Annotated in this window: 15 protein-coding genes; 8 read left to right on the top strand and 7 right to left on the bottom strand. The window is 41.9% G+C overall.

Annotation, left to right across the window (positions count from 1 at the left end; translation table 11 throughout):
* Positions 1–7: 7 nt before the first annotated feature.
* Genes AOG26_RS02165 through AOG26_RS02150 form a run of 4 tightly spaced genes read left to right on the top strand, consistent with a single transcriptional unit; the run spans position 8 to position 3,536 of the window.
* Entirely contained in the window at positions 8–1,078 is a 1,071-nt protein-coding gene (locus AOG26_RS02165; RefSeq protein WP_327077752.1) for a CDP-glycerol glycerophosphotransferase family protein, read from the top strand.
* Positions 1,075–1,482, top strand: a complete 408-nt coding sequence (locus tag AOG26_RS02160) for an adenylyltransferase/cytidyltransferase family protein (RefSeq protein WP_054561010.1) — start codon at positions 1,075–1,077, stop codon at positions 1,480–1,482. Before AOG26_RS02165 ends, AOG26_RS02160 begins: the two co-directional genes overlap by 4 nt.
* A gap of 51 nt (positions 1,483–1,533) precedes the next feature.
* Positions 1,534–2,697, top strand: a complete 1,164-nt coding sequence (locus AOG26_RS02155) for a capsular polysaccharide export protein, LipB/KpsS family (protein WP_054561009.1) — start codon at positions 1,534–1,536, stop codon at positions 2,695–2,697.
* Positions 2,697–3,536, top strand: a complete 840-nt coding sequence (locus AOG26_RS02150) for a sulfurtransferase (protein ID WP_054561008.1) — start codon at positions 2,697–2,699, stop codon at positions 3,534–3,536. The genes AOG26_RS02155 and AOG26_RS02150 overlap by 1 nt, the downstream gene beginning before the upstream one ends.
* Here the strand turns inward: AOG26_RS02150 and AOG26_RS02145 are convergent.
* The 3 genes from AOG26_RS02145 to AOG26_RS02135 all read right to left on the bottom strand — a co-directional run bounded on the left by AOG26_RS02145 (position 3,454) and on the right by AOG26_RS02135 (position 8,313).
* Positions 3,454–5,049, bottom strand: coding sequence for a tetratricopeptide repeat-containing sulfotransferase family protein (locus tag AOG26_RS02145; protein WP_082401546.1), 1,596 nt, complete (start codon positions 5,047–5,049; stop codon positions 3,454–3,456). The genes AOG26_RS02150 and AOG26_RS02145 overlap by 83 nt on opposite strands.
* Positions 5,050–5,343: 294 nt before the next feature.
* On the bottom strand, positions 5,344–7,776 hold the full coding sequence (locus AOG26_RS02140) for a TonB-dependent receptor (protein WP_054561007.1): 2,433 nt from the start codon (positions 7,774–7,776) through the stop codon (positions 5,344–5,346).
* A gap of 180 nt (positions 7,777–7,956) precedes the next feature.
* A complete protein-coding gene (locus AOG26_RS02135) occupies positions 7,957–8,313 on the bottom strand; it encodes a DUF5522 domain-containing protein (protein WP_054561006.1) in 357 nt (118 codons plus the stop codon).
* Positions 8,314–8,356: 43 nt separating this feature from the next.
* Between AOG26_RS02135 and AOG26_RS02130 the strand changes: the two genes are divergently transcribed.
* Complete coding sequence (locus tag AOG26_RS02130; protein ID WP_054561005.1) at positions 8,357–8,680, top strand: hypothetical protein; 324 nt, start codon at positions 8,357–8,359, stop codon at positions 8,678–8,680.
* A 40-nt stretch (positions 8,681–8,720) separates the two neighbouring features.
* On the opposite strand, the gene AOG26_RS02125 is transcribed toward AOG26_RS02130, so the two are convergent.
* Entirely contained in the window at positions 8,721–9,689 is a 969-nt protein-coding gene (locus tag AOG26_RS02125) for a class 1 fructose-bisphosphatase (RefSeq protein WP_054561004.1), read from the bottom strand.
* A 160-nt stretch (positions 9,690–9,849) separates the two neighbouring features.
* On the opposite strand from AOG26_RS02125, the gene AOG26_RS02120 reads away from it, so the two are divergent.
* A complete protein-coding gene (locus tag AOG26_RS02120) occupies positions 9,850–12,279 on the top strand; it encodes a zinc-dependent metalloprotease (protein WP_054561003.1) in 2,430 nt (809 codons plus the stop codon).
* Positions 12,280–12,384: 105 nt separating this feature from the next.
* Positions 12,385–13,167 carry a YggN family protein gene (locus AOG26_RS02115; RefSeq protein WP_054551020.1) on the top strand — a complete coding sequence of 261 codons (783 nt, stop codon included), beginning with the start codon at positions 12,385–12,387 and terminating at the stop codon, positions 13,165–13,167.
* A gap of 62 nt (positions 13,168–13,229) precedes the next feature.
* Here the strand turns inward: AOG26_RS02115 and AOG26_RS02110 are convergent, their stop codons facing one another.
* Positions 13,230–14,804, bottom strand: coding sequence for a methyl-accepting chemotaxis protein (locus tag AOG26_RS02110; protein WP_054561198.1), 1,575 nt, complete (start codon positions 14,802–14,804; stop codon positions 13,230–13,232).
* A gap of 154 nt (positions 14,805–14,958) precedes the next feature.
* Positions 14,959–15,657 carry a 16S rRNA pseudouridine(516) synthase RsuA gene (rsuA, locus tag AOG26_RS02105; protein ID WP_054561002.1) on the bottom strand — a complete coding sequence of 233 codons (699 nt, stop codon included), beginning with the start codon at positions 15,655–15,657 and terminating at the stop codon, positions 14,959–14,961.
* Between the two features lie 58 nt (positions 15,658–15,715).
* Here rsuA and zapE point away from each other — a divergent pair, with 58 nt between their 5' ends.
* A complete protein-coding gene (zapE, locus tag AOG26_RS02100; protein ID WP_054561001.1) occupies positions 15,716–16,828 on the top strand; it encodes a cell division protein ZapE in 1,113 nt (370 codons plus the stop codon).
* Positions 16,829–16,888: 60 nt separating this feature from the next.
* Here zapE and AOG26_RS02095 read toward each other — a convergent pair whose 3' ends face one another.
* On the bottom strand, positions 16,889–19,909 hold the full coding sequence (locus tag AOG26_RS02095) for a TonB-dependent receptor domain-containing protein (RefSeq protein WP_054561000.1): 3,021 nt from the start codon (positions 19,907–19,909) through the stop codon (positions 16,889–16,891).
* Positions 19,910–20,095: the final 186 nt, after the last annotated feature.

Below are 20,095 nucleotides of genomic sequence, written 5' to 3'. Positions count from 1 at the left end.
GTTGTAAATGATGCAGTTATATTTTGATGTTCAACATCTATATTATATTCCACAATACCTGCCTGTTTTAAAGGAGTTAAAAGAAAAAGGCCACAAAGTCTCAATGGTTTTTTATAAAGAACAAGATGAGCGCAGTCGTGCAGTATGCTGTGACTTTATAGATAAAAATGCAATAGTTGCAAAGTGGTTAACAAACACAAGTGAAACCTTTGACTTTTATCAGAACTCAGATGCAGATTGGGTCGTATTTGGCAATACATTCGCAGGTGCTGAGGATTTAAATAAAAAGACTGTACTGATGCAGCATGGGATAGGCCCAAAACAGTGTTATTACGACGTATCGAACAACAAGATGACAGTGCGGTTTGTTGAAGGTGAACACCGACTTCAACGTTTAAAAACACTCTATCCTGAAGGTAACTTTATTGATAGCGGCTACGCAAAATTAGACCCTATTTTTAATCAGACTCTTGGTACTATAAGCCTCAAAAATCTAGGCCTAGATCCAACAAAAAAAACTTTGCTGTATGCGCCTACTTTTTATCCGAGTTCTTTAGAATGTTTCAGCGATGATTTCCCTGAGCATTTTGATGAATTTAATATTATCGTTAAGCCTCATTTCTTTAGTTTGTTTAAGAAAAAATATAAAAAACAACGCCTAAAGCTTGAGAAGTGGGCTAGCGCTAAGAATGTTTACCTTGCTAATGAGTTCGATTTTGACCTTACTCCTTTTTTAGAACTTGCTGATATAATGATTTCTGATGCATCGTCAGCCATATTTGAGTTTGCAGCATTAGAAAAGCCTGTTATCTGGTGTGATTTCTATAAGCTGCGCTGGTCTTACAGAGGTATTTTTTCTTATAGGTTAAAAGCTCGACTTGATGAAGATATCAAATACTTCAATGAGCTATGTACTCGTGCAGGAAGTTATAAAGATTTAAAGCAGTTATTAACTTCAAGTGTTAACGAAACAGCCGAATTTAAAGAAAAAAGAAAAGAAATAGTCTATAAACTGGCAGGTATTACGGATGGTCACTCTGCTAAGAGAATTGTATCTTATTTAGAGGAGCACCAATGAAACGGGTAATTACATTTGGTACGTTCGATATTTTTCATGTGGGACACATCAATATATTAGAACGAGCTAAAGCGTTAGGAGATTATTTAATAGTTGGTGTATCTTCCGATGAACTAAACTTCTCTAAGAAAGGTCGAAAGCCCGTATATAGTGAAGCTGATAGGCTGAAAATTATTAGTTCATTGAAGTGTGTCGACGAAGTATTTGTAGAGCATTCTCTAGAATTAAAAGGTGAGTATATAAAAGATCATCAAGCCCATTTGCTAGTTATGGGGGACGATTGGGCTGGTCGATTTGATCAATTTAGCCAACTTTGTGATGTAACTTATTTAGAGCGTACTCCCTCTATCTCTACAACAGAAATAATAGAAGTTGTGAGGCAACCTTCAAACTGTCATTTATAATTAATAAAATAGCTGTATGCGCTTACGTTCAATCAAAAATAAGATGTGTATATGGCTTTTTTATTTATCTCTCGCAACAATGTGCACGCCCGCTATTACAAAGAACTGACTAGGAAACTGCCTTTAAAGAGTAAAGTGCACTGCATGGGCTTACCTAGATTTACTGCTCTTAAATACTTTAGCAAGGCAATACAAATTGATTTTAGTAAAATAATCTCGGAGCAACTATTACGTAAACAAGCGCGTAATAGTTTATGGAATAACCCGCTAATAATTAAAAGTTACTCTGCTTTGATGCTGCTGGTGGAGCGGTGTAGGTTCGCTAAGTATTATGATTTATTGAAGTCAGAATCGCCACAAGCTTTAGTCATTTGGAATGGTAATAAATTACCGAATGTTACTGTTTGTATGGCTGCTAAGGCTTTAGGAGTGACCACCTATTACTATGAAAATGGGTTACTGCCCGGAACAACAAGCTTAGATCCAAAAGGTATTAATTTTGCGGCTTCTGTACCGCGAGATAGTCAATTCTATTTAAACTTTGATCCGCAGGGGAAGTTGCCATTTTCTGCGCCTGATTTAATTCCTAGAGCGAACCATAAAAAGCGTTGTAAGTTTGACGCAATCGAGTTACCCAAAAAATACTTATTTGTGCCATTTCAAGTTCCACACGATACTCAAATAGCTTGTTACTCTCCTTGGCTTAAGTCAATGGAAGAGTATTACGATGCTGTTGTTTCAGCTGTAAAACAGTTAAATGATCTAGAACTTAAAGTTGTTTTTAAAGAACATCCTTCATGGCATAAGCACTATGAGCACTTGTACGATAGAAATGATGTTGCCGTTTTTGCCAACGGAAATTGTACTCGAGAACTTATTAATGGTGCTGAAGCCGTTATAACTATTAACTCGACAGTTGGCTTAGAATCTTTATTACTTGATAAAAAAGTGATTACCTTGGGGCTTGCTTGTTACAACATTGATGAGCTCGTACTACACGCAAGTGATCAAACTGCCTTGATTAAAAGCTTGGAAAAACTACAAAATGGCTGGCAGACCAACAGTATTCTGAGAGATAAGTTTTTTACCTACTTAAAGCATGTGTATTGCTTGCCTGGTGTTTGGAAAGAATGTACAACTGAGCATGTTGAAGCGGTCGAAAAACGCTTAACTCAACAAGATACATTTGCACAGCTATCGCAAAAGGAAAGCTAATGAAGAACATCGTCTCGCCAGAATGGCTTAACGAGCATTTAAACCAGGATAACTTGGTTGTCTTTGATGCAGGAATGGTGCGCCCTGGTTTACCGGGTGAGTATGCACCTAAGGCTATGCTGCCTAATGCACAGCGTTTTGATTTCAAAAAGACGCTGGCAGATAACAGTAATCCTGTACCAAGTATGATGTGCAGTACCGGGCAGTTCACAGAACATATGCAGCTTGCTGGGGTTAACCAAGACTCTCTGGTTGTGATTTATGAAGACCAAGGCTTATTCAGTTCAGCGCGTGCGTGGTGGATGTTTAAAGCAATGGGCTTTGATAATGTAAAAGTGTTAAGTGGCGGTTTAGCTAAGTGGCAGGCACTTGGTTTTGCTACACAAGCAAGCTATTCAGCTGCTTATGGTCAAGGCAATTTTGTTGCCAGCCCGCGTGCTGATTACTTTATTAGTGCTGAGCAAGTACTTAACTCACTTGACGAACAAAGCACACTAACACTCGATGCTCGCCCTTATGAGCGCTTTACCGGTGAACACGCTGAGCCGCGCGAAGGTATGCGCAGTGGTCATATTCCAAATAGTCGCAGTTTATCTCTAGCAACAGTGCTAAATAACGGTGAGCTTAAACCGCTTAGCGAATTGCAGGCATTATTTGAACAACACATAGCGCCGCATCACACCCAGTTGCAGTTTAGCTGTGGTTCAGGTGTAACCGCTTGTGCAATTGCATTGTGTGCCGATGAATGCGGTTACGCTAACTTACGTGTTTACGATGGCTCATGGAGTGAGTGGGGCGCTCGTCACGACCTACCCATTGAAACAGGTCCGCACCAATAAACTCAGCGTAATTTTGCCAGCTGCCGATACTGTTTTTATTCAATGGCTGGCGAATTTGCTTTTTACTCGCCGTGGCTGATGCCGCATTGCTTTTATAAAAAGTGAGGCAGTTTTCCTGCCAGCTTAAATCACAAAACGCATAGAGCTTTTGCGTTTGTAGGGTCGGCTCAGCCACCAATTGCTCATAGCTTTGCAAAAAAACGTTCTCAGGATACTTGTTGGCAAAATGACTGACTAATGCCGAGTAATCTTGATGGAATGAGGCAATATCTTCAAGTGTAAAACTGTAGTGATGGAACACACTTTGCGGGCTATACATCTGCCTAAAATTGGCAATGCTGCAATCTTGCCAGCCCCGCTGCATACAAACGATTTTAGCATTAGGAAAAGCCGCTAAAATAAAATCAATATAGTAAAAGTTAAATGGCTGTTTATCACAACTTCTTAGGCCGTCACTTAGCAGCTCGGCTCTCTGTTGATAGCTAGCCAATGCTGTTTTTATTGCCTCAGATTCATATGCCTTATCGAGCATTTCGCTGTCAATCACACGAGCTGATTGCGTGGCGTCTTGTATGAGTTGCGCAATATCATTAAACTCCCCAACCCCTTGCAGTTGTGTACTTTGATTAAGGATTTTTTCAACTAAGGTTGTGCCAGAGCGGGGCAGGCCAACAACAAAAACGGGTGAGAACTCAGAGTCACTACTAGCTGGTGCTTGCTGTTTGCTTTGAGTAATGAGCTTTTGACAAAAGTGGTGGTGTTGGCTTGCTTGATAGTTAAGTTTACCGGCTATCGCTTGCTTACTTAGTGCAAAGTATTTAAATGCATTTTTGTAGTCATTAAGGTGCTCATAATTAAGGGCAAGACTATGAAAATACACTTGCTGTTCAACAATGCTTTTTTCTTTATCCGCCAAGGCTTGAAGTTTTTGGATATGTTGCCCTGCATCTATAACAGTATTAAGTTCAGCCTGCGAATAGTGGGCTTGATAAAAGCTAGGTTGCTTTGTGGTTAGTTGCTGCAATAAGCTTTTAGCTTCATCGAACAGTCCGTGAATTTTATAACACACCGCCAAATTATAGCTAATTTGTGGGTTATCTTTATTGCGCTGGTAGGCTGCTTGTTGGAAGCTAAGAGCGTCGTCATAATGCCCTAAACGGGTCGCAATGTTGGCTAATGTATCAAAGTCTGCGCCACTAAAACCAGCTGTTTGTAGTGCGCTTTGATAATGCACAGCTGCATTACTTACTTTGCCTAACAGTACGTATAACTTGGCAAGTGCTAAATGATAAACAGCAAAAGGGGCTAGGCTTAGCGCTTTTTCAAGGAGCTTAATAGCTTTGGTGATATCGCCAGCTGCGGTGTTGACTTCGCTGAGTAAAAAGTAACAAACGTGGTCTTCAGGATTTTGTTTTAGGCGCTGCACAAGTAGGTGATGTGCATCGTTTAGTTGTTTATTTGCTAACAACTGTTGGATGTGAGCGCGAAGCGCTTGTTGGGTATCATTTAGCATAAGCGCATATTATATCAATTCACCAGAAACTTAATTTTATACCAATCCGCAATAATACTTAATCATTTTGAGGGATTAAACCTGTCGCTAGCTGCGTTAAAAATTTCTGATTTACGACTGCATGGATGCAGAAGGTAGAGCAATGCAGGAGCAATTGCCGAGCACAACTAAATAACGAAATTTTTGCCTTGCTATCAACGAGGTTTTCTTGCCTCAAAATAGACCAATTAATTAAGCGAATTGGTATTAAAAAGCCCTGCCTGAAGGTGGCAAGGCTTTTATGGGTATGTTTAATTACAGCTCAAAGTTGTAGCTAAACTTCATACCGATAGTACGCGGCGCTGTGGTGTAGTGACCATAAACACGCTGTAGCTCAGGTAGCTCTTTGTTAAGCTCAGCATATTGCGACATACCTGCCCAAGACTTATCACGACGCACAGAAGTGAATGCGTACTTATCGAATAAGTTGTCTACGTAAAGCGTTGCAGACCACATATCACCAGTAATTTTGGCTGATAAGTTACTTAGTGCATAACCTGGTAATACTTCGCCGTCTGCTTTTAAGCCTACTTTGGTGATCACATCGCTTTGCGCTGTGATACCGTAGTTTACACTTAATAACTTATCGCCTAAGACATCTTGCTCGTAACGAAGACCAAACGAGAATTGATGCTCAGGAGCGCCCGGTAAACGGTCGCCTTTGGCACCATCATAGTAGCTTTGGTACTGTGCTAAGTCATCGCCTAACACACCAAATAAGTAAGGCGCATCTTCGGTCAATTCAGCCTTTGCATACGCGTATGTCGCATATGCAGCCCAATTATCACCAATCATTGCGCGAGTAGAGAGCTCAACACCTTTAGAATTAGCAGAGCCTGCATTTGAGGTAATTAGCTCTTGACCATTTACGGTGCTGCTACCCACTTGTGCATCTTTCCAATCAACATTAAATAGCGCCGCATTGAAATGTAGGCGGTTACGTAACCATGATGACTTAAAGCCTAGCTCGTAGTTGACCGTTGTATCTGGTTTGTAATCTTCTTCGTTTGGCAGGGCACAAACAATTTGTTGCTCAGGTAATACATCAGGGCAAGGAGCAATACCGTTACCACCACCAATACGGAAACCTTCACTCACGGTAAAGTAAGCAAGTACACCATTATCGAATGTATAGTTAGCATTAAACTTAAATAAGTTACCGTTATCGCTAGCGCTCACATTTTCCATAACAAGGTTATCTAGTGAATCAAAATCACCAGAATAAAGCGGTGTAGCAGAGCCTGATGTTGTTGATACATCGTATTCGTAAAAACGAGCACCTAAAGTTACATCAAACTGATCTGTGATGCTGTAGCCGATTTCACCAAAAAGTGCTTTTTCAGTGGTCTCGCTATCTGAAATTAGAATGTACTCAAGGTCTTGTTCAACATTTGGAATACCACCACCCCAGTACTCAGTCAGACCCGGCGTGTACTCACGATCATCAGAGTAACTTTCTACTTTGTTGTAGAAGCCGCCTACAATCCAGCTAAAAGCACTATTACTATTTGAAACTAAACGAAGCTCTTGCGTAAATGTATCGCGATCTGAGGTATCGTGCGTGTAGCCAACAAAAGAAGGGAAGTCGGCATAGCCTGACCAAATATCGTAAAGTAGATCAGTTTGATCGCGTTGACCAGACTGCTCATAGCTAGACCAACCAGATGCAGATACCAGCTCAGCAAAACCAAGATCTGCTTTTACTTCTAAGCTTAATAAATCGTTTTCTTCTTCACCAGGCTCAAGTACACGAGCTACGTTTTCGTACTTTCCTGGGACACCTTGTAGTGCACTGCTATCAGCAAGAGAGCCGTATTGCGATGTCGAGTTACCGCCATTTTCTTGCTTTTGATAGAAGTAGTTTAGCGTTGCATCAATATCTTCGGTTGCAAGCCAACGAAGTGATAAACGTGCAGTGGTGATTTGCTCATCGTTAACATCGCTTACGCTTTTTAAGTTGGCATTTACATCGCTGCTGTCTGAAAAATCAGGATTTGGGTTTGATACACCCGGTTCTTGAACCACGTGGGTGTAGTCAATGTAACCAGGGTTATCGTAATAATTTAAGCTAGCACGAAGCGCTAATTTTTCTTCAATTAGCGGGGTGTTGAATACCACACCAAACTCACCGCCAGTGCCGTCACTTTCGTTAATGCTAAATACATCGCCTGTAACCTTACCTTCAGTGATATCAAGCTCTGGTTGTTTTAGTAAGTAACGAATTGCACCACCTAAAGTACCTGCACCATACAGTGTACCTTGTGGGCCAATTAGCACTTCAACACGGTCAACGTCAGTTAAACGTAAGTCGATGCTAAGTGGAATTTCACCAACATAGGTTGCCACTGTGCCACTATCAGAAATACGGTCAGATGTATTTGTATTCAAACCACGAACGATAATCGGAGAACCTTCACGGCCACCTTGATCAGAAATTGTTAAGCCAGGTACCCAGCGTGCGACATCTTCTAGATCACCAATGTTTTGGTCGCTAATTACATCGCCATTGAGCGCTGTGATATTAAGCGGTGCATCTTGCACAGAGCCTGCACGTCGTGTTGCAGTAATTTGAATAGTTTCAATTGATTTATCAACTTCGATAGCATCTTCTGCAGCAAACGCCATATTGCTATTGATTAAAACTGCAGAAATTGCACTTGCAAGTAGAGCAGGCTTAAAAGTGTTCATGATTGATTCCGACTTAGTTACAGTAAATTTATGCTTAAAAAATAGACGTTACTAGTAATTTAAGCTTAAAAATTGATGATTTAGTGAATTTATATCCAATTATAATGTATTTTTATTCTTATCGTCCATGCGTTATTTGCAATTAAATGCAAAATATTTGAATAAATACTCTGTAAGAGGTTAGCTATCGGAATAAGGGCAATGAGTACAGCCATTACTACAGCAGTGGCCACGTTTTAAAAAGAACCAGCGGCTAAATACCATGTAGTTGTTTTGCATGGTGTAATCGAGATTTTCTATTAAATTACCTTGAGTAAAATAAGGCTTAGCAAAGGCAAGCTGCTGTCCAAGAGGCTGTTGATAAAGTTTAGATAAAAATGAATTGATCTTTTTTATAGTACAGTCTCGGCATAAACATTCTGTTGCAGCCTCATCGAGTGGTAAAATGTTGGGTAGCTCACTACACCAACAGGCATTAATATTGTCGGCTTGGCAGTTAAGCGTTGCTTTGCATTGTGAGCAAGTAAGGGTTGTCATTAAGTAAAAAGATGCTTTGAGATTGAAAAGGTAAGCATAGCAAATGGATAAATTAGACGCATTAGATGAGTTTGCCCGCTTTGGTGATAACCGATTTGAGGCAATCTCAGTAATTACCAGTACTCCAGACACACAAGGTGGTGTCCATACTCTGACGCAAGATGTTTTCTGTCAGGTTTTACAGCGTGTTATAGACGGCGAAATAGATATCGATGAATTAGAACTTTGGGCAAATGTAGTAGAGTCTAGGCAAGACATCGACGAAAGCGCCGTTGAAGGGGCTATTTATGCGCTAAGTAATAACGAGCAAATGGGTGAGTTGAGTACAAGTACGCTAAAGAAGTTATTAGCAGTGACTTTAGGCTGAAAGAATTTTATACCTTTCAGCCTAAGGCATTTACTGCTTGCTATTTATGGTAGCTTAAGCAGGTTTCCACTTCGTTCTTCGAACCTAAGATCACCGCCACACGTTGGTGAATAGCATCAGGTTGAATGTCCATGATGCGCTCAGTGCCTGTTGAGGCAATACCGCCAGCTTGTTCGATTAACATTGCCATTGGGTTTGCTTCGTATAATAAACGTAATTTGTTAGGTTTATTTGGATCTTTCGTGTCGGTTGGGTAAGTAAAAATACCACCACGGCATAATACACGGTGCACATCACCTACCATTGCAGCAATCCAGCGCATGTTAAAGTTACGACCACGCGGTCCAGTATCACCAGCAATTAAGTCATTGATGTAATTTTGCATTGCTGGTTGCCAATGGCGTTGGTTTGAAGCATTGATTGCAAATTCGCTAGTCTCTTCAGGTACGGTTGCAAAATCTTGCGTTAATAAGAAGGTACCGTGCGTTTTATCTAAGGTGAAAAAGCGTGTGCCTTTGCCAGTTGTTAACGCCAGCACGGTTGATGGGCCATATAATACATAACCCGCTGCAACTTGGTTTTTACCCGGTTGCATAAAAATACTAGGATCAGCCGGATCAGCCCCTTCAGGCGCCGCCATAATTGAGAAAATCGTACCAACGAGTGAGTTGATATCAGTATTTGATGAGCCATCAAGTGGGTCGAATGCAACAATGTAGTTGGCATCTGGATTACCCGCAACGGTGAAGTCTTCTTCTTCAGAGGCAATGGCTTTTACGTAGCCCGATTCTAATAAAATATCTTTTAAAAGTTGGTTAGTTAGAACATCGAGTTTTTTCTGAGTTTCACCCTGAATGTTTTCGTCTAGGGTTGAGCCTAATACGCCAGATAGGGCGCCTTGACCAACACGAAATGAAATTTCTTTACATGCCGCAAGCACCGTTCTGATCAATGAGATCAGTTCACGAGGGCAACCATCTTCTAACAATACCGGTGGGAGTCTACGCATTCTATTTTCCTGATAACGTTGTAGCCAGACATTTTTAGTGTGAGAGAGAATGTCTTAGCAAGCGCTGAATTTCGTCTTAAATAGCTGATTTTTCTTGGCGGTACTTTATACTGCTTAATACCTATACAGTATTTAAAACGCGAATAACAAAGATAAGATTATGCAAAAAATACCATTACTACGATATCTGCTCTTAGCTGTGCTACTTACTATGATAACTCAAGCACACGCAGCAATTAAGTCTATAAATGATTTTACTGAAAAAATGACTCATTTTTCAGGCTATTTTTCATTTTACTACGATACAGAAAACGGCAAATTGTATCTTGAGGTGGATAAACTCGAGCAACAATTTTTATTACAACAAAGCTTACCTTACGGTGTTGGTTCAAATGATATTGGCTTAGATCGTGGTCAGTTAGGCGATACTCACTTAGTTCAATTTGAGCGTTTTGGCGATAAGGTGATGCTAAGAGCTATTAATACTTATTACCGTGCTAATACTAATAACCTTGCGGAACAACAAAGTATTAAAGAGGCGTTCGCATCAAGTATTTTAGCGGGTTTTAGTGTTGTAGCTCAGTCAGATACTGCGGTACTTGTGGATTACACCCCTTATTTATTAAGCGATGTTCATGGTGTAAGCCGTCGTTTATCAGCAACCGGGCAGGGAAGTTTTAACTTAGATAGCAACCGCAGCGCGGTTTATTTAGCACGTTCAAAAGCATTTGAAAAAAATACTGAATTAGAAGCCGTGCTTACTTTTCAAGGTAATAACCCAGGTAAGTATGTACGCCAAGTGAGCGCAGACCCTTATGCACTGACAGTACATATGCATCACTCATTAATTGAGTTACCGGACGATAACTACACCCCTCGCAAATTCCACCCTCAAGCAGGTTTTTGGAGCATTGAGCACAAAGATTATGCGGCAGCGCTGGGTGAATCTATGTATGTGCGTTACATCCCGCGTCATCGTTTAGCGAAAAAAGATCCTAGCCTGCCAATCAGCGAGCCCGTTGAGCCGATTGTTTATTACTTAGATCCGGGTGTACCTGAGCCAGTTAAAACAGCGTTACTCGATGGTGCTAAATGGTGGAATGATGCCTTTAATGCAGCAGGTTATAAGAACGCATTTATCGTTAAAGTGCTCCCTGATGATGCAGACCCTATGGATATTCGCTACAACGTAATTCAATGGGTGCACCGTGCAACCCGTGGTTGGTCATACGGCAGCTCCGTAATTGACCCTCGAACAGGCGAAATTATCAAAGGTCATGTGACACTGGGTTCACTGCGTGTTCGTCAAGACATCCTAATTGCAGAAGCATTAGCAGCTCCCTATTTTAAAGGCAATGAAGTGGCTAAGCGCTTACAAGCCATGGCACTTGATCGTATTCGTCAATTAAGCGCCCATGAAGTCGGGCATACTTTAGGTATTTCGCATAACTTTGCAGCGTCAGTGGCAGACAGAGCCTCTGTAATGGATTATCCACACCCACTACTGAGCTTTAATGAGCAAGGTAAATTAGATGTAAGCCGAGGTTATGCTGCTGGCATGGGCGTGTGGGATACCCAAGTGGTTAAATACGGTTATAGCGACTTCACCAATCAAGATGAAGCACAGCAATTGGCCGCAATTTTAGCTGAAAACAAAAGCAAAGGGCTGGAATTTATTTCAGACAGTGATGCCCGCGCTCAAGGTGGTGCTCACCCAACAGGGCATTTATGGGATAACGGCAGTTCACCGAGTGATGAGTTAATGCGTGTACTTGATGTTCGTAAACAAGCGCTGACGAGCTTTGGCATTGAAAACATCAAAACAGGCACTGCTTTATCGCAATTAGAAGAAATGCTGGTGCCACTTTATTTGTTCCATCGCTATCAAGTTGAAGCTGCGGTTAAATTAATTGCCGGTGTAAATTACGAATACGAAGTACGCGATGGTTCACAACCAAAAGGGGCGCAGGTTGTGGCAAAGCAAACACAACAAGCGGCAGCCGATGCAGTACTTGCGACATTAAAAGCTGAGAACCTTGTTTTGCCTGAGTCGGTATTAGCGCTTATTCCACCAAAAGCGTATGGTGAATCAAAATCACGCGAGAGCATTGTTGGCCGCACAGGACTCACGCTTGATGCGATGGCGTTGCCTGAGGTTGCTGCAGCACATAGCTTGAGCCTACTTTTTAATAGCCAACGCATTAACCGTTTAGCACAGCAGCAAGCACGAAGCGATGCATTTTATGGTTTAGATGCGCTATTAGCACAAACTTATCAGCAAGTTTTTGAGCAAAAAATTGCTTCAGGGATGGCAGGTAAAATTAGCCAACGTGTACAGCTTTTAACTGCAAAACAGTTTGCTGACTTAGTGGCAAGCAATGAGGTAGCACCCGAAGTGCAAGCACAGCTTCGTTACTACTTAGCTAAACTTGCAAAGAGTTACCAGCAAGAATCCATGCTAGGCAGTGCATCCGTTGGTAACAGTGCATTTAAGCAATATTTAAGCGAGCAAATCAGTTACTTTTTAGAAAGTGGTGAATGGCCTACAAACTTTAAAGTGCTGCCAATGCCACCGGGCTCACCAATTTAATCCTCCTTTATTTTAAGACGCCTAGCATAGCTAGGCGTTTTACTTGCATAAAATTGGATATTTGCTAATCTAGCGGCCTTCCTTTTTTGTCTTTTTGAGGTGTATATGGCGTTCTTTTCTCGCTCGTTGTTAGCAGCGGCCATTACATTCTCTAGCTTTTCAAGCTACGCAACCCTAGAAAAAAAACAATGCGATGTAGAGCTAAGCCATGGCTTAATCATCACCGATGATGTCATTCGTATCGTTGATAAAGGTCAAACTCGCGTACAGATCAACAACGATAACCAATTATTTATACGAGGTTATTGGGTTGATTTAAGCCCTGATGAAAGCAAAGTTGTGGAGCAATTCAGTCGAGGCATTAGGCAAACCGTCCCTGAGCTTGTTGACTTGGCGACCGATGGTGTAAACCTTGGCTTAAGTGCTATCGAGCAAGTTGTTGAGGGCATGTCAGACAAAGAGCCAGAAGTGTTAAAAACTCAGCTGCAATATGTTGAGCGTGCACTGATGGATAAATTTAAGCGTGGTGATGACTTTTTCTTTATTGCTCCACAGTCGCTGTCGAAAATCGATGACTTTTTTACCAAAGAAATCAGTCAGAAAATTCACTCTGCAGTGCACGGATCACTTGGCGCTATTTTAGTCTCGTTAGGCGATGCTTTTAAATCCCGCGAAGGTAATATCGAAGACCGTATCAATGATATGGGGCAGCGTATGGATATCATCTCAAAAGAAATTGATAAATCACTGCAAAAGAAAGCAGAGCAATTAGAGATGAAAGCCTCAGAGTACTGTGAGTGTTTGAACTCATTGGATGTCACTGAATCGCGCTTACAACAAATGGTGCCGGGGATGGCCGATTTTGATTTGGTACAAATAAAGTCTTAATACAAATTTAAAACGAGAAAGCCCAGCAGTTGCTGGGCTTTTTCGTTTTTACTTGATTTAAATTAACTGAATTTAGCGGTTTCAGTTTCTAAATTGCTAGTAAGACCTTTGATCAAATCGGTTGCTGTATGGGCCTGATTTGATACATCAGCCGTTTGTGAAGCGGTGTCTGAGATAGTCACGATACGTTTGGCGGTGTCTTCACCGGCATCAAGCTGCTCTTTTGCAGCAATAGCTATCTGATGGCTCATTTGCGCGATTGCGCTGAGTGAACTGGCAACGCGTTTTAGTTCTTCATTGGCTTTAGTCGACTTTTCAACGGTTTGTTCACTGGTACTAATACTAAGCGAAACAGATGACTTGGCATCTTGGGTTGCAGCTTGTAGTTTGCCAATCATATTGCGAATTTCTTCAGTGCTGGTTTGTGTGCGCTGGGCAAGCCCTCGTACTTCATCAGCAACCACCGCAAAGCCACGTCCTTGTTCACCTGCACGGGCAGCTTCTATCGCCGCATTAAGCGCAAGTAAGTTCGTTTGTTCGGCAATACCTTGAATAACACTGAGCACATTAGCGATGTTATTTACTTCATCATCAAGCACTTGAATGTTATTACCAGCGCTGTCAATTTGCTGCTCTAAAAGCGCGATGGTATCAGCAGCCTCGCTGGTTAAGTGGCTGGCACTTTGACCTTGTTGCTCAGCTTCTTGCACTGAGTAAGCAGCTTGTTCAGCATGCTCCACAACGGTTTGTGCTGAGGCTGTTAACTCGGTAATAGCTGAAGCAACCATTTGAGTTTCTTCGTTTAGGCTACGAGTCAGTTTGTCGAGCTCAACAGAGCGAGACTCGTTATCAACACTTTGATTTTTTAAGCTATCAGTAACGCCTTTAATGCCGCCAACAACGCCACGTAAACCTTGCTGCATGTAATGCATGGCAGCAATAATGCTCTCAGGTGGAGCATCTTGGCGAATATGTGAGTTTAAGTTGCCGCGAGAGACGTTTTTTACAATACCAATTACTTCGTCAATTTCGCCGCCCAAGGCATTAGTGAGCGATGAACCAAAGCGGGCAATGGCAAAGGTCAGCGCAATGGCAATAAGCATAGATAAGCCGAGCAGCCACTTTGCAGTATTCCAATAACGTTCATCAACTTCTTTGGCGCTAATGCCTGTACCAACATACCAGCCAAACAGCGGTGTTTTTTGTACTACAGAGGTTAAATCAACGGTTTCACCATCTCGCACTGAATCCCAGTGATAGGTGATGATTTTATTGGTAGTGTTACCCACGAGATTTTCGACCATACGGCCGATACTGTTGCCGCTGGCATCTTTAAAATCGTTAAAGCTGGTACCGTGTAGTTCTGGGTCGTGCGGAGTAGCAACAAAATCTAAGTTGTTGTCGACGACGTAGACATATTCTGAGTCATGGTATTTATTTTCTCGAAGTACCTGAATAGCAAGCTTCTTTGCTTGTGCTTCTTCGAGTTGATTGCTTTTAACCATCAACTCAAATTGCTCAACAATATTGGTGGTGCTCTTCATGAGCTGATTGATACGCGCGATATTGTCGCTTTCGCTGGCATGGCGTAAAGATTGTAAGCCAAGTAACGCTATCGCAGATAACGCAATAAACATAGCGATAGCAAATAAGGTAATTTTTGTTTTTAAAGCTAATCCTGATAACACAGTCAGCCTCCTTTATTATTTCCCCTGTTAACTTTTACCACGTTTGTCTGGTTTTATTAAGGAAAAATGACAGCGTTATCATGACTTTTGCTCAAGTACCTATTTAGAGCTTCAGTTCGGCTTCTGTGAGGGCACGATATTCACCGCTTGCAAGGCTTTCGTCGAGGGTGATGTCAGCTATTTTTTCACGATGTAATTCAACAACTTTATTACCTACAGCAGCAAGCATTCGCTTAACTTGATGGTATTTACCTTCGCAAATTGAAAGGCGTAAGCTGTAGCTTGCAAGTTTTTCAACAATCGCAGGGCGAGTTAGCTCTTTTTCGTTGTGTAATTGCACCCCTTGCTCTAACGCTGTAATGGCTTCTTCATCGATAGGTTCTTGAGTTTCAACTAAATATGTTTTGAATTTGTTATGCTTTGGTGCAGTAATTTTGTGTGACCAGTCGCCATCATTGGTGATGATTACTAACCCTGTGGTATCGATATCTAAACGGCCTGCAACATGAAAGTCGCTCATATTTGGTTCATCAAGTAAATCAAATACAGTCGGGTGAAGGTCATCTTTATTGGCACATACATAGCCTGCTGGCTTATGGAGCATGAAGTAGCGCTTGCCTAAAAATACCAGTGGCTCGCCTTGCCAGCGCACATCGTCATCTTGGTTGATTGAATAATCAAATGAGGTGATCACCTCGCCATTAACAGTGGCGTATTTACGTTTGATACCTGCTTTGGTTTTGCTGCGAGGTAACTCGGCAATATGGCTAATAAATTTATCTAAACGGCATGGAAATTTCATTGGGATCACATTTTTAGTCGGCTACAATGGCGGCGAGTATAGCGGATACTAGTTACCTATGACAGTACAGCAAGGACAAATATTACAGCATTACCAAGCGCAAATAGCCAAAGGTGATTTGCAAGAAGACTGTGCCCAGCGCACAGCGATTAATGCTCTTGATAATCTAGCCACAGAATTAGTTGCACCAAGCCATTGGTGGCAAAGCGCAAAGCCAATAAAAGGAGTTTATTTATATGGCCCAGTAGGGCGTGGTAAATCCATGTTAATGGATGTGTTTTTCAAGCTTGTTAACATTGAAGCTAAGCAGCGTTTGCACTTTCATCATTTTATGAAGCAAGTGCATGAGCGCTTAACTCAGCTGCAAGGGCAGAAAAATCCGCTGACTGTGATTGCTAAAGAGTGGGCAGAGCACATTCGCTTGATTTGTTTTGATGAGTTTTTTGTTTCTGATATTGGTGATGCCATGATCTTGGGTGGCTTATTCAAAGCCTTGTTTGAGCAGCAAGTAGTGTTAGTGGCAACGTCGAACTGTAAACCTGAGCAGTTATATCGCAACGGTTTACAGCGAGCACGATTTTTACCCACTATCGATTTATTAAATGAGCATTGCCATGTTTTAAGTGTTGAAGGCGACACAGATCATCGCTTTCGCTTTGGCAAACAAACCGCACATTATTTTATTGGTAACAAAAAGGCGCTAACAGAGCGCTTTTTAAAGCAAGAGCAAGTAATACAAAGGCAAACAACGATAGAGGTTTGCCACCGCGAGCTTAGCTGTGTAATGCAAGCTCAAGACGCCATTATGTTTGATTTTATGACGCTTTGCTCAGGACCTAGAAGCACCGCGGATTATATTTATTTGGCAGAGCGTTTTCAGCGCGTTTATTTACTCAATGTGCCAGTAATGGGGCGCGGAGCAACAGGTAAACAAATTGTGCATGGCATTGAAGATAGTTATCAGCGAGAAAAGCAGGATTTACAAGAACACTTTTTAGATGATGAAGCACGGCGCTTTATTGCTTTGGTTGATGAGTTTTATGATCGCAGCCGATTACTGGTGATTTCGGCCGATGTGGGTATTAGCGATTTATATCAAGGCCAAAAACTGGCATTTGAATATGCGCGTACCGAGTCTCGATTAGTTGAGATGCAAAGCTGGAAAAGATAAAAGGCGCAATAAAAATGCGCCTTTGATGTCAGCCTAGCTGGGGATCTTCATATGAAACGGTTAAAAGCTATATTGAGCACCTACATACACGTAGCGACCAGCACCACCGCCGTATGCGCTGTAGTAGTTACCACGGCCATATGGATAAAAGTCACCTTTATTATCAAACACGTTATTCACACCACCGAATACGCGCAATTGGCTCTGTTCACCAAGTGACATGGTGTAAGACGCTGAAAGGCTGTGTTTTAAGAACGAGCCATAATCTTGGTAGGCAAGTTTTTCTGGATTACTGATACAAGTATCTTCACCAGCCTCACAGCGGGCATCGTTTTCGGCAATATACTCTTGATAATCTTCTTCAAGACTCTGGCTTGCTTTAAACGAGCCTAAGTAATTTGTACGCCAGCGAATACGTAAGTTATCGTTACGCCATGTCAGTGACATTGAGGCTTTATCTTTGCTGCTGCCGTAACCTGCGTAGTGACTGGTTACTAAGCTGCCATCAAGTCCTTCATAGGTTTGCGAGTTTTCGATTACATGGTTGTAATCTAGTTTAAATGACAACTGACCTAGGTTATCTAAGTCTAATTTGTACTGTGCAACCACATCATAACCACGTGCAGTTAGCTCATCGAGGTTATATTGACGCTGAAGAATTTTGATAATGTTACCTTCGCTATTACGGGTAATATCATTACAGAATACGTTGTCTTCACCCCATGCTGCTTCTGAGTCGTAACATTCACGCATGATGTTTTCATTGCTGATCTGCGAAATCGCATCAACAATCGCAATATCGTAGTAATCAACGGCAAGATTAAAGTTTTCTAAAAAGGCAGGAGCCACTGTCACACCAAAGGTATAAGTATCAGCGGTTTCTTCTTTTAGATTTTCGTTACCTGCCCCTGGAGAGTAACTGTTATTCTCATCGCTAAATTCAAAGTTAGGATCAGCAGCAAGTTGCGCAGCTAACGTCGGTTCTTTGCGGCAGTTATCGTGACCTGCTTTAGTTGATGTTGCCGTTAAACCGTCACAAATATCATCATAGCTGTCGTAATCGCCACGCGGTGGTGACATAAGCTCTGTGATTGTAGGAGCACGTTGAGCGCGAGCGTAGTTTGCTCTAAATGCATAGCCTTCGATTGGTTCCCAAAATACACCTAGCTTGTAGCTGGCAACAGTGTTGACGTTTTCCATGCTGTAGTTAGCTAAACGTAATGAAGTTTCTGCGCTTAAATTTTTTGCTAAAGGGGCATCTTTTAAAAGTGGGATCGCAAGCTCTGCAAAGGCTTCATAGACCTCAACTTCACCATAAAAATTTGGTACATAGTTAAAGGTAATACCGCCTGCTTTCATGTCGTCGCTGGTTGATAGGTCTTGGCTGTCTTTACGGTATTCGCCACCAAATACTGCGGATACTGAGCCTGCTGGTAATTCAAATAAATCACCCGCAACGTAGCCAACCACACCGTATTGTTTTATTTCGGTATCAATAATTGGGTTGGTACGGATCCAAGCAGCCATCTCATCGGTGATAGATCCCTCACCAAATAAGTTAATTGGCACACAGCCTTCAGCACGAGCTGCTTCATCAATACATTGAATGGTGCCATCCGCTAACTCTTCTGCTTGCAAAGCTTGATTAAGTTTTACAGTATTTAATTCATTGCTACGAATTTGGTGTTGGGTAAAACGACCATAACTTGCAGATAGATCCCAGTCCCACTCGTCATTAAATAATGTGCCTTGAAGACCTGCCCAACTACGAATCGTTTTACGGGTATTATCAGTGCTGATATTACCGACTTCACTGAAGCGGCGATCCCAATAAATACGATCTTTATATGGGTTGGCATCGAGGATTTCTTGCGGAACATATGGGTTGTCGATTGGGATGTAACCCGGTGCTACATCTGCAAGGGGCTCGCCCGTGGTCGGGTCATAACGCGGTACATAGGCACCTTCGTATTCATCTTCAGGCGACTTATTGTTAAAAGAGCCACTTTCACTGTATTGAACTTGCGCGTAGAACATCACATCGTCAGTTAAGTCGTAATCAATTTTAACTGCAGCAGATGCGTTATCGCTTGGTACATCAAGCATCACGTATTGCCTAGAATTCACACCGTAAATTTCTTCGTTGCCTTTCCAGTCATCACGTAGAGTTTGACCGTCATACCAAAATTGTGTGTCGTTACGGCTGTTTTCTAAGAACACACCGCCTGGAATACCATCACTTTTGCTAACCCAATCAGCTTGTGTGATGTCACGCATACATTGATAACCGTCTTTTGTGAGCATCTGATTACACATTTGGTCATCGTCGTAGCGGTAAGAATCTTCGATTTGTGCGCGTTTACGATCGTAAAAAGTCATACCGAAATCACGGTCCCAGTTGGCACTGAAATAGGCGTAACCGCGATCTTCAGCAAACGAGGTACCGTAGTTTAAATCAAGGGTAAATTCTTTACCGCCGCCATCGGTGGTTTCACCTGTGTTCGCTTTAAAATCAAAGCCTTCTTTTTTGGATTGGGTGATAATATTCACCACACCTGCTACAGCATCGGCACCATAGGTTGCAGATGCACCGCCACTGATTATTTCAACGCGCTCAACCATACCGCTCGGAATGGTATTTAAACTGACATAGTTGCCACTGTAGCTGTTTGAAACAACACGACGACCATCAATCAATGTAAGGGTACGGTTAGCGCCTAAATCTCGAAGTTGTACTGTCGATAAACCGGTTGCTGATACACTTGATTGGCTGGTGGTGTTACCTATGCTCTCGCTAAGAGCTGGCATGTTATCAACCAGAATATCTGATAAGTTGGTTAAACCTGTATCGGCAATGGCTTCGCGGTCCATTGTGACCAGCGGTGTTGGAATTGAAAAACTATCGCGTTTAATACGTGAACCCGTTACAACGATTTTTTCAGGTTCTTCAGTTTGTTCATTAGCGGCTGGAGTGGTGTTGGCAGGGCGGGCAATCTCAGCCTCATTGGCAAATGCATGTTGGCTAAAACCACTGGCAACAGCAAGTGCAATAGCACAAGGTTTGGTTAGTAGATTTCTCACAGGCGTTCCTAGTTGTTTTATTTTTAGTTTTTAGAACCAGAGTGATGCTCTTTTTAAGGGCAGTTAAAATTTACAGTGAACAACACTCTGGCTGGTCGGTATTGACGTAAAAATTTTTATAGAAATGTGAACCTAACTACAATCTTAGGTGGCTCGTTTATGTCTCTATTTTATATCTATTGAATA

The organism is Pseudoalteromonas sp. UCD-33C (assembly GCF_001306895.1).
Taxonomy (GTDB): domain Bacteria; phylum Pseudomonadota; class Gammaproteobacteria; order Enterobacterales; family Alteromonadaceae; genus Pseudoalteromonas.
Note: the sequence above shows the minus strand (reverse complement) of the source record. Positions and strands in the feature narration are given on the sequence as shown.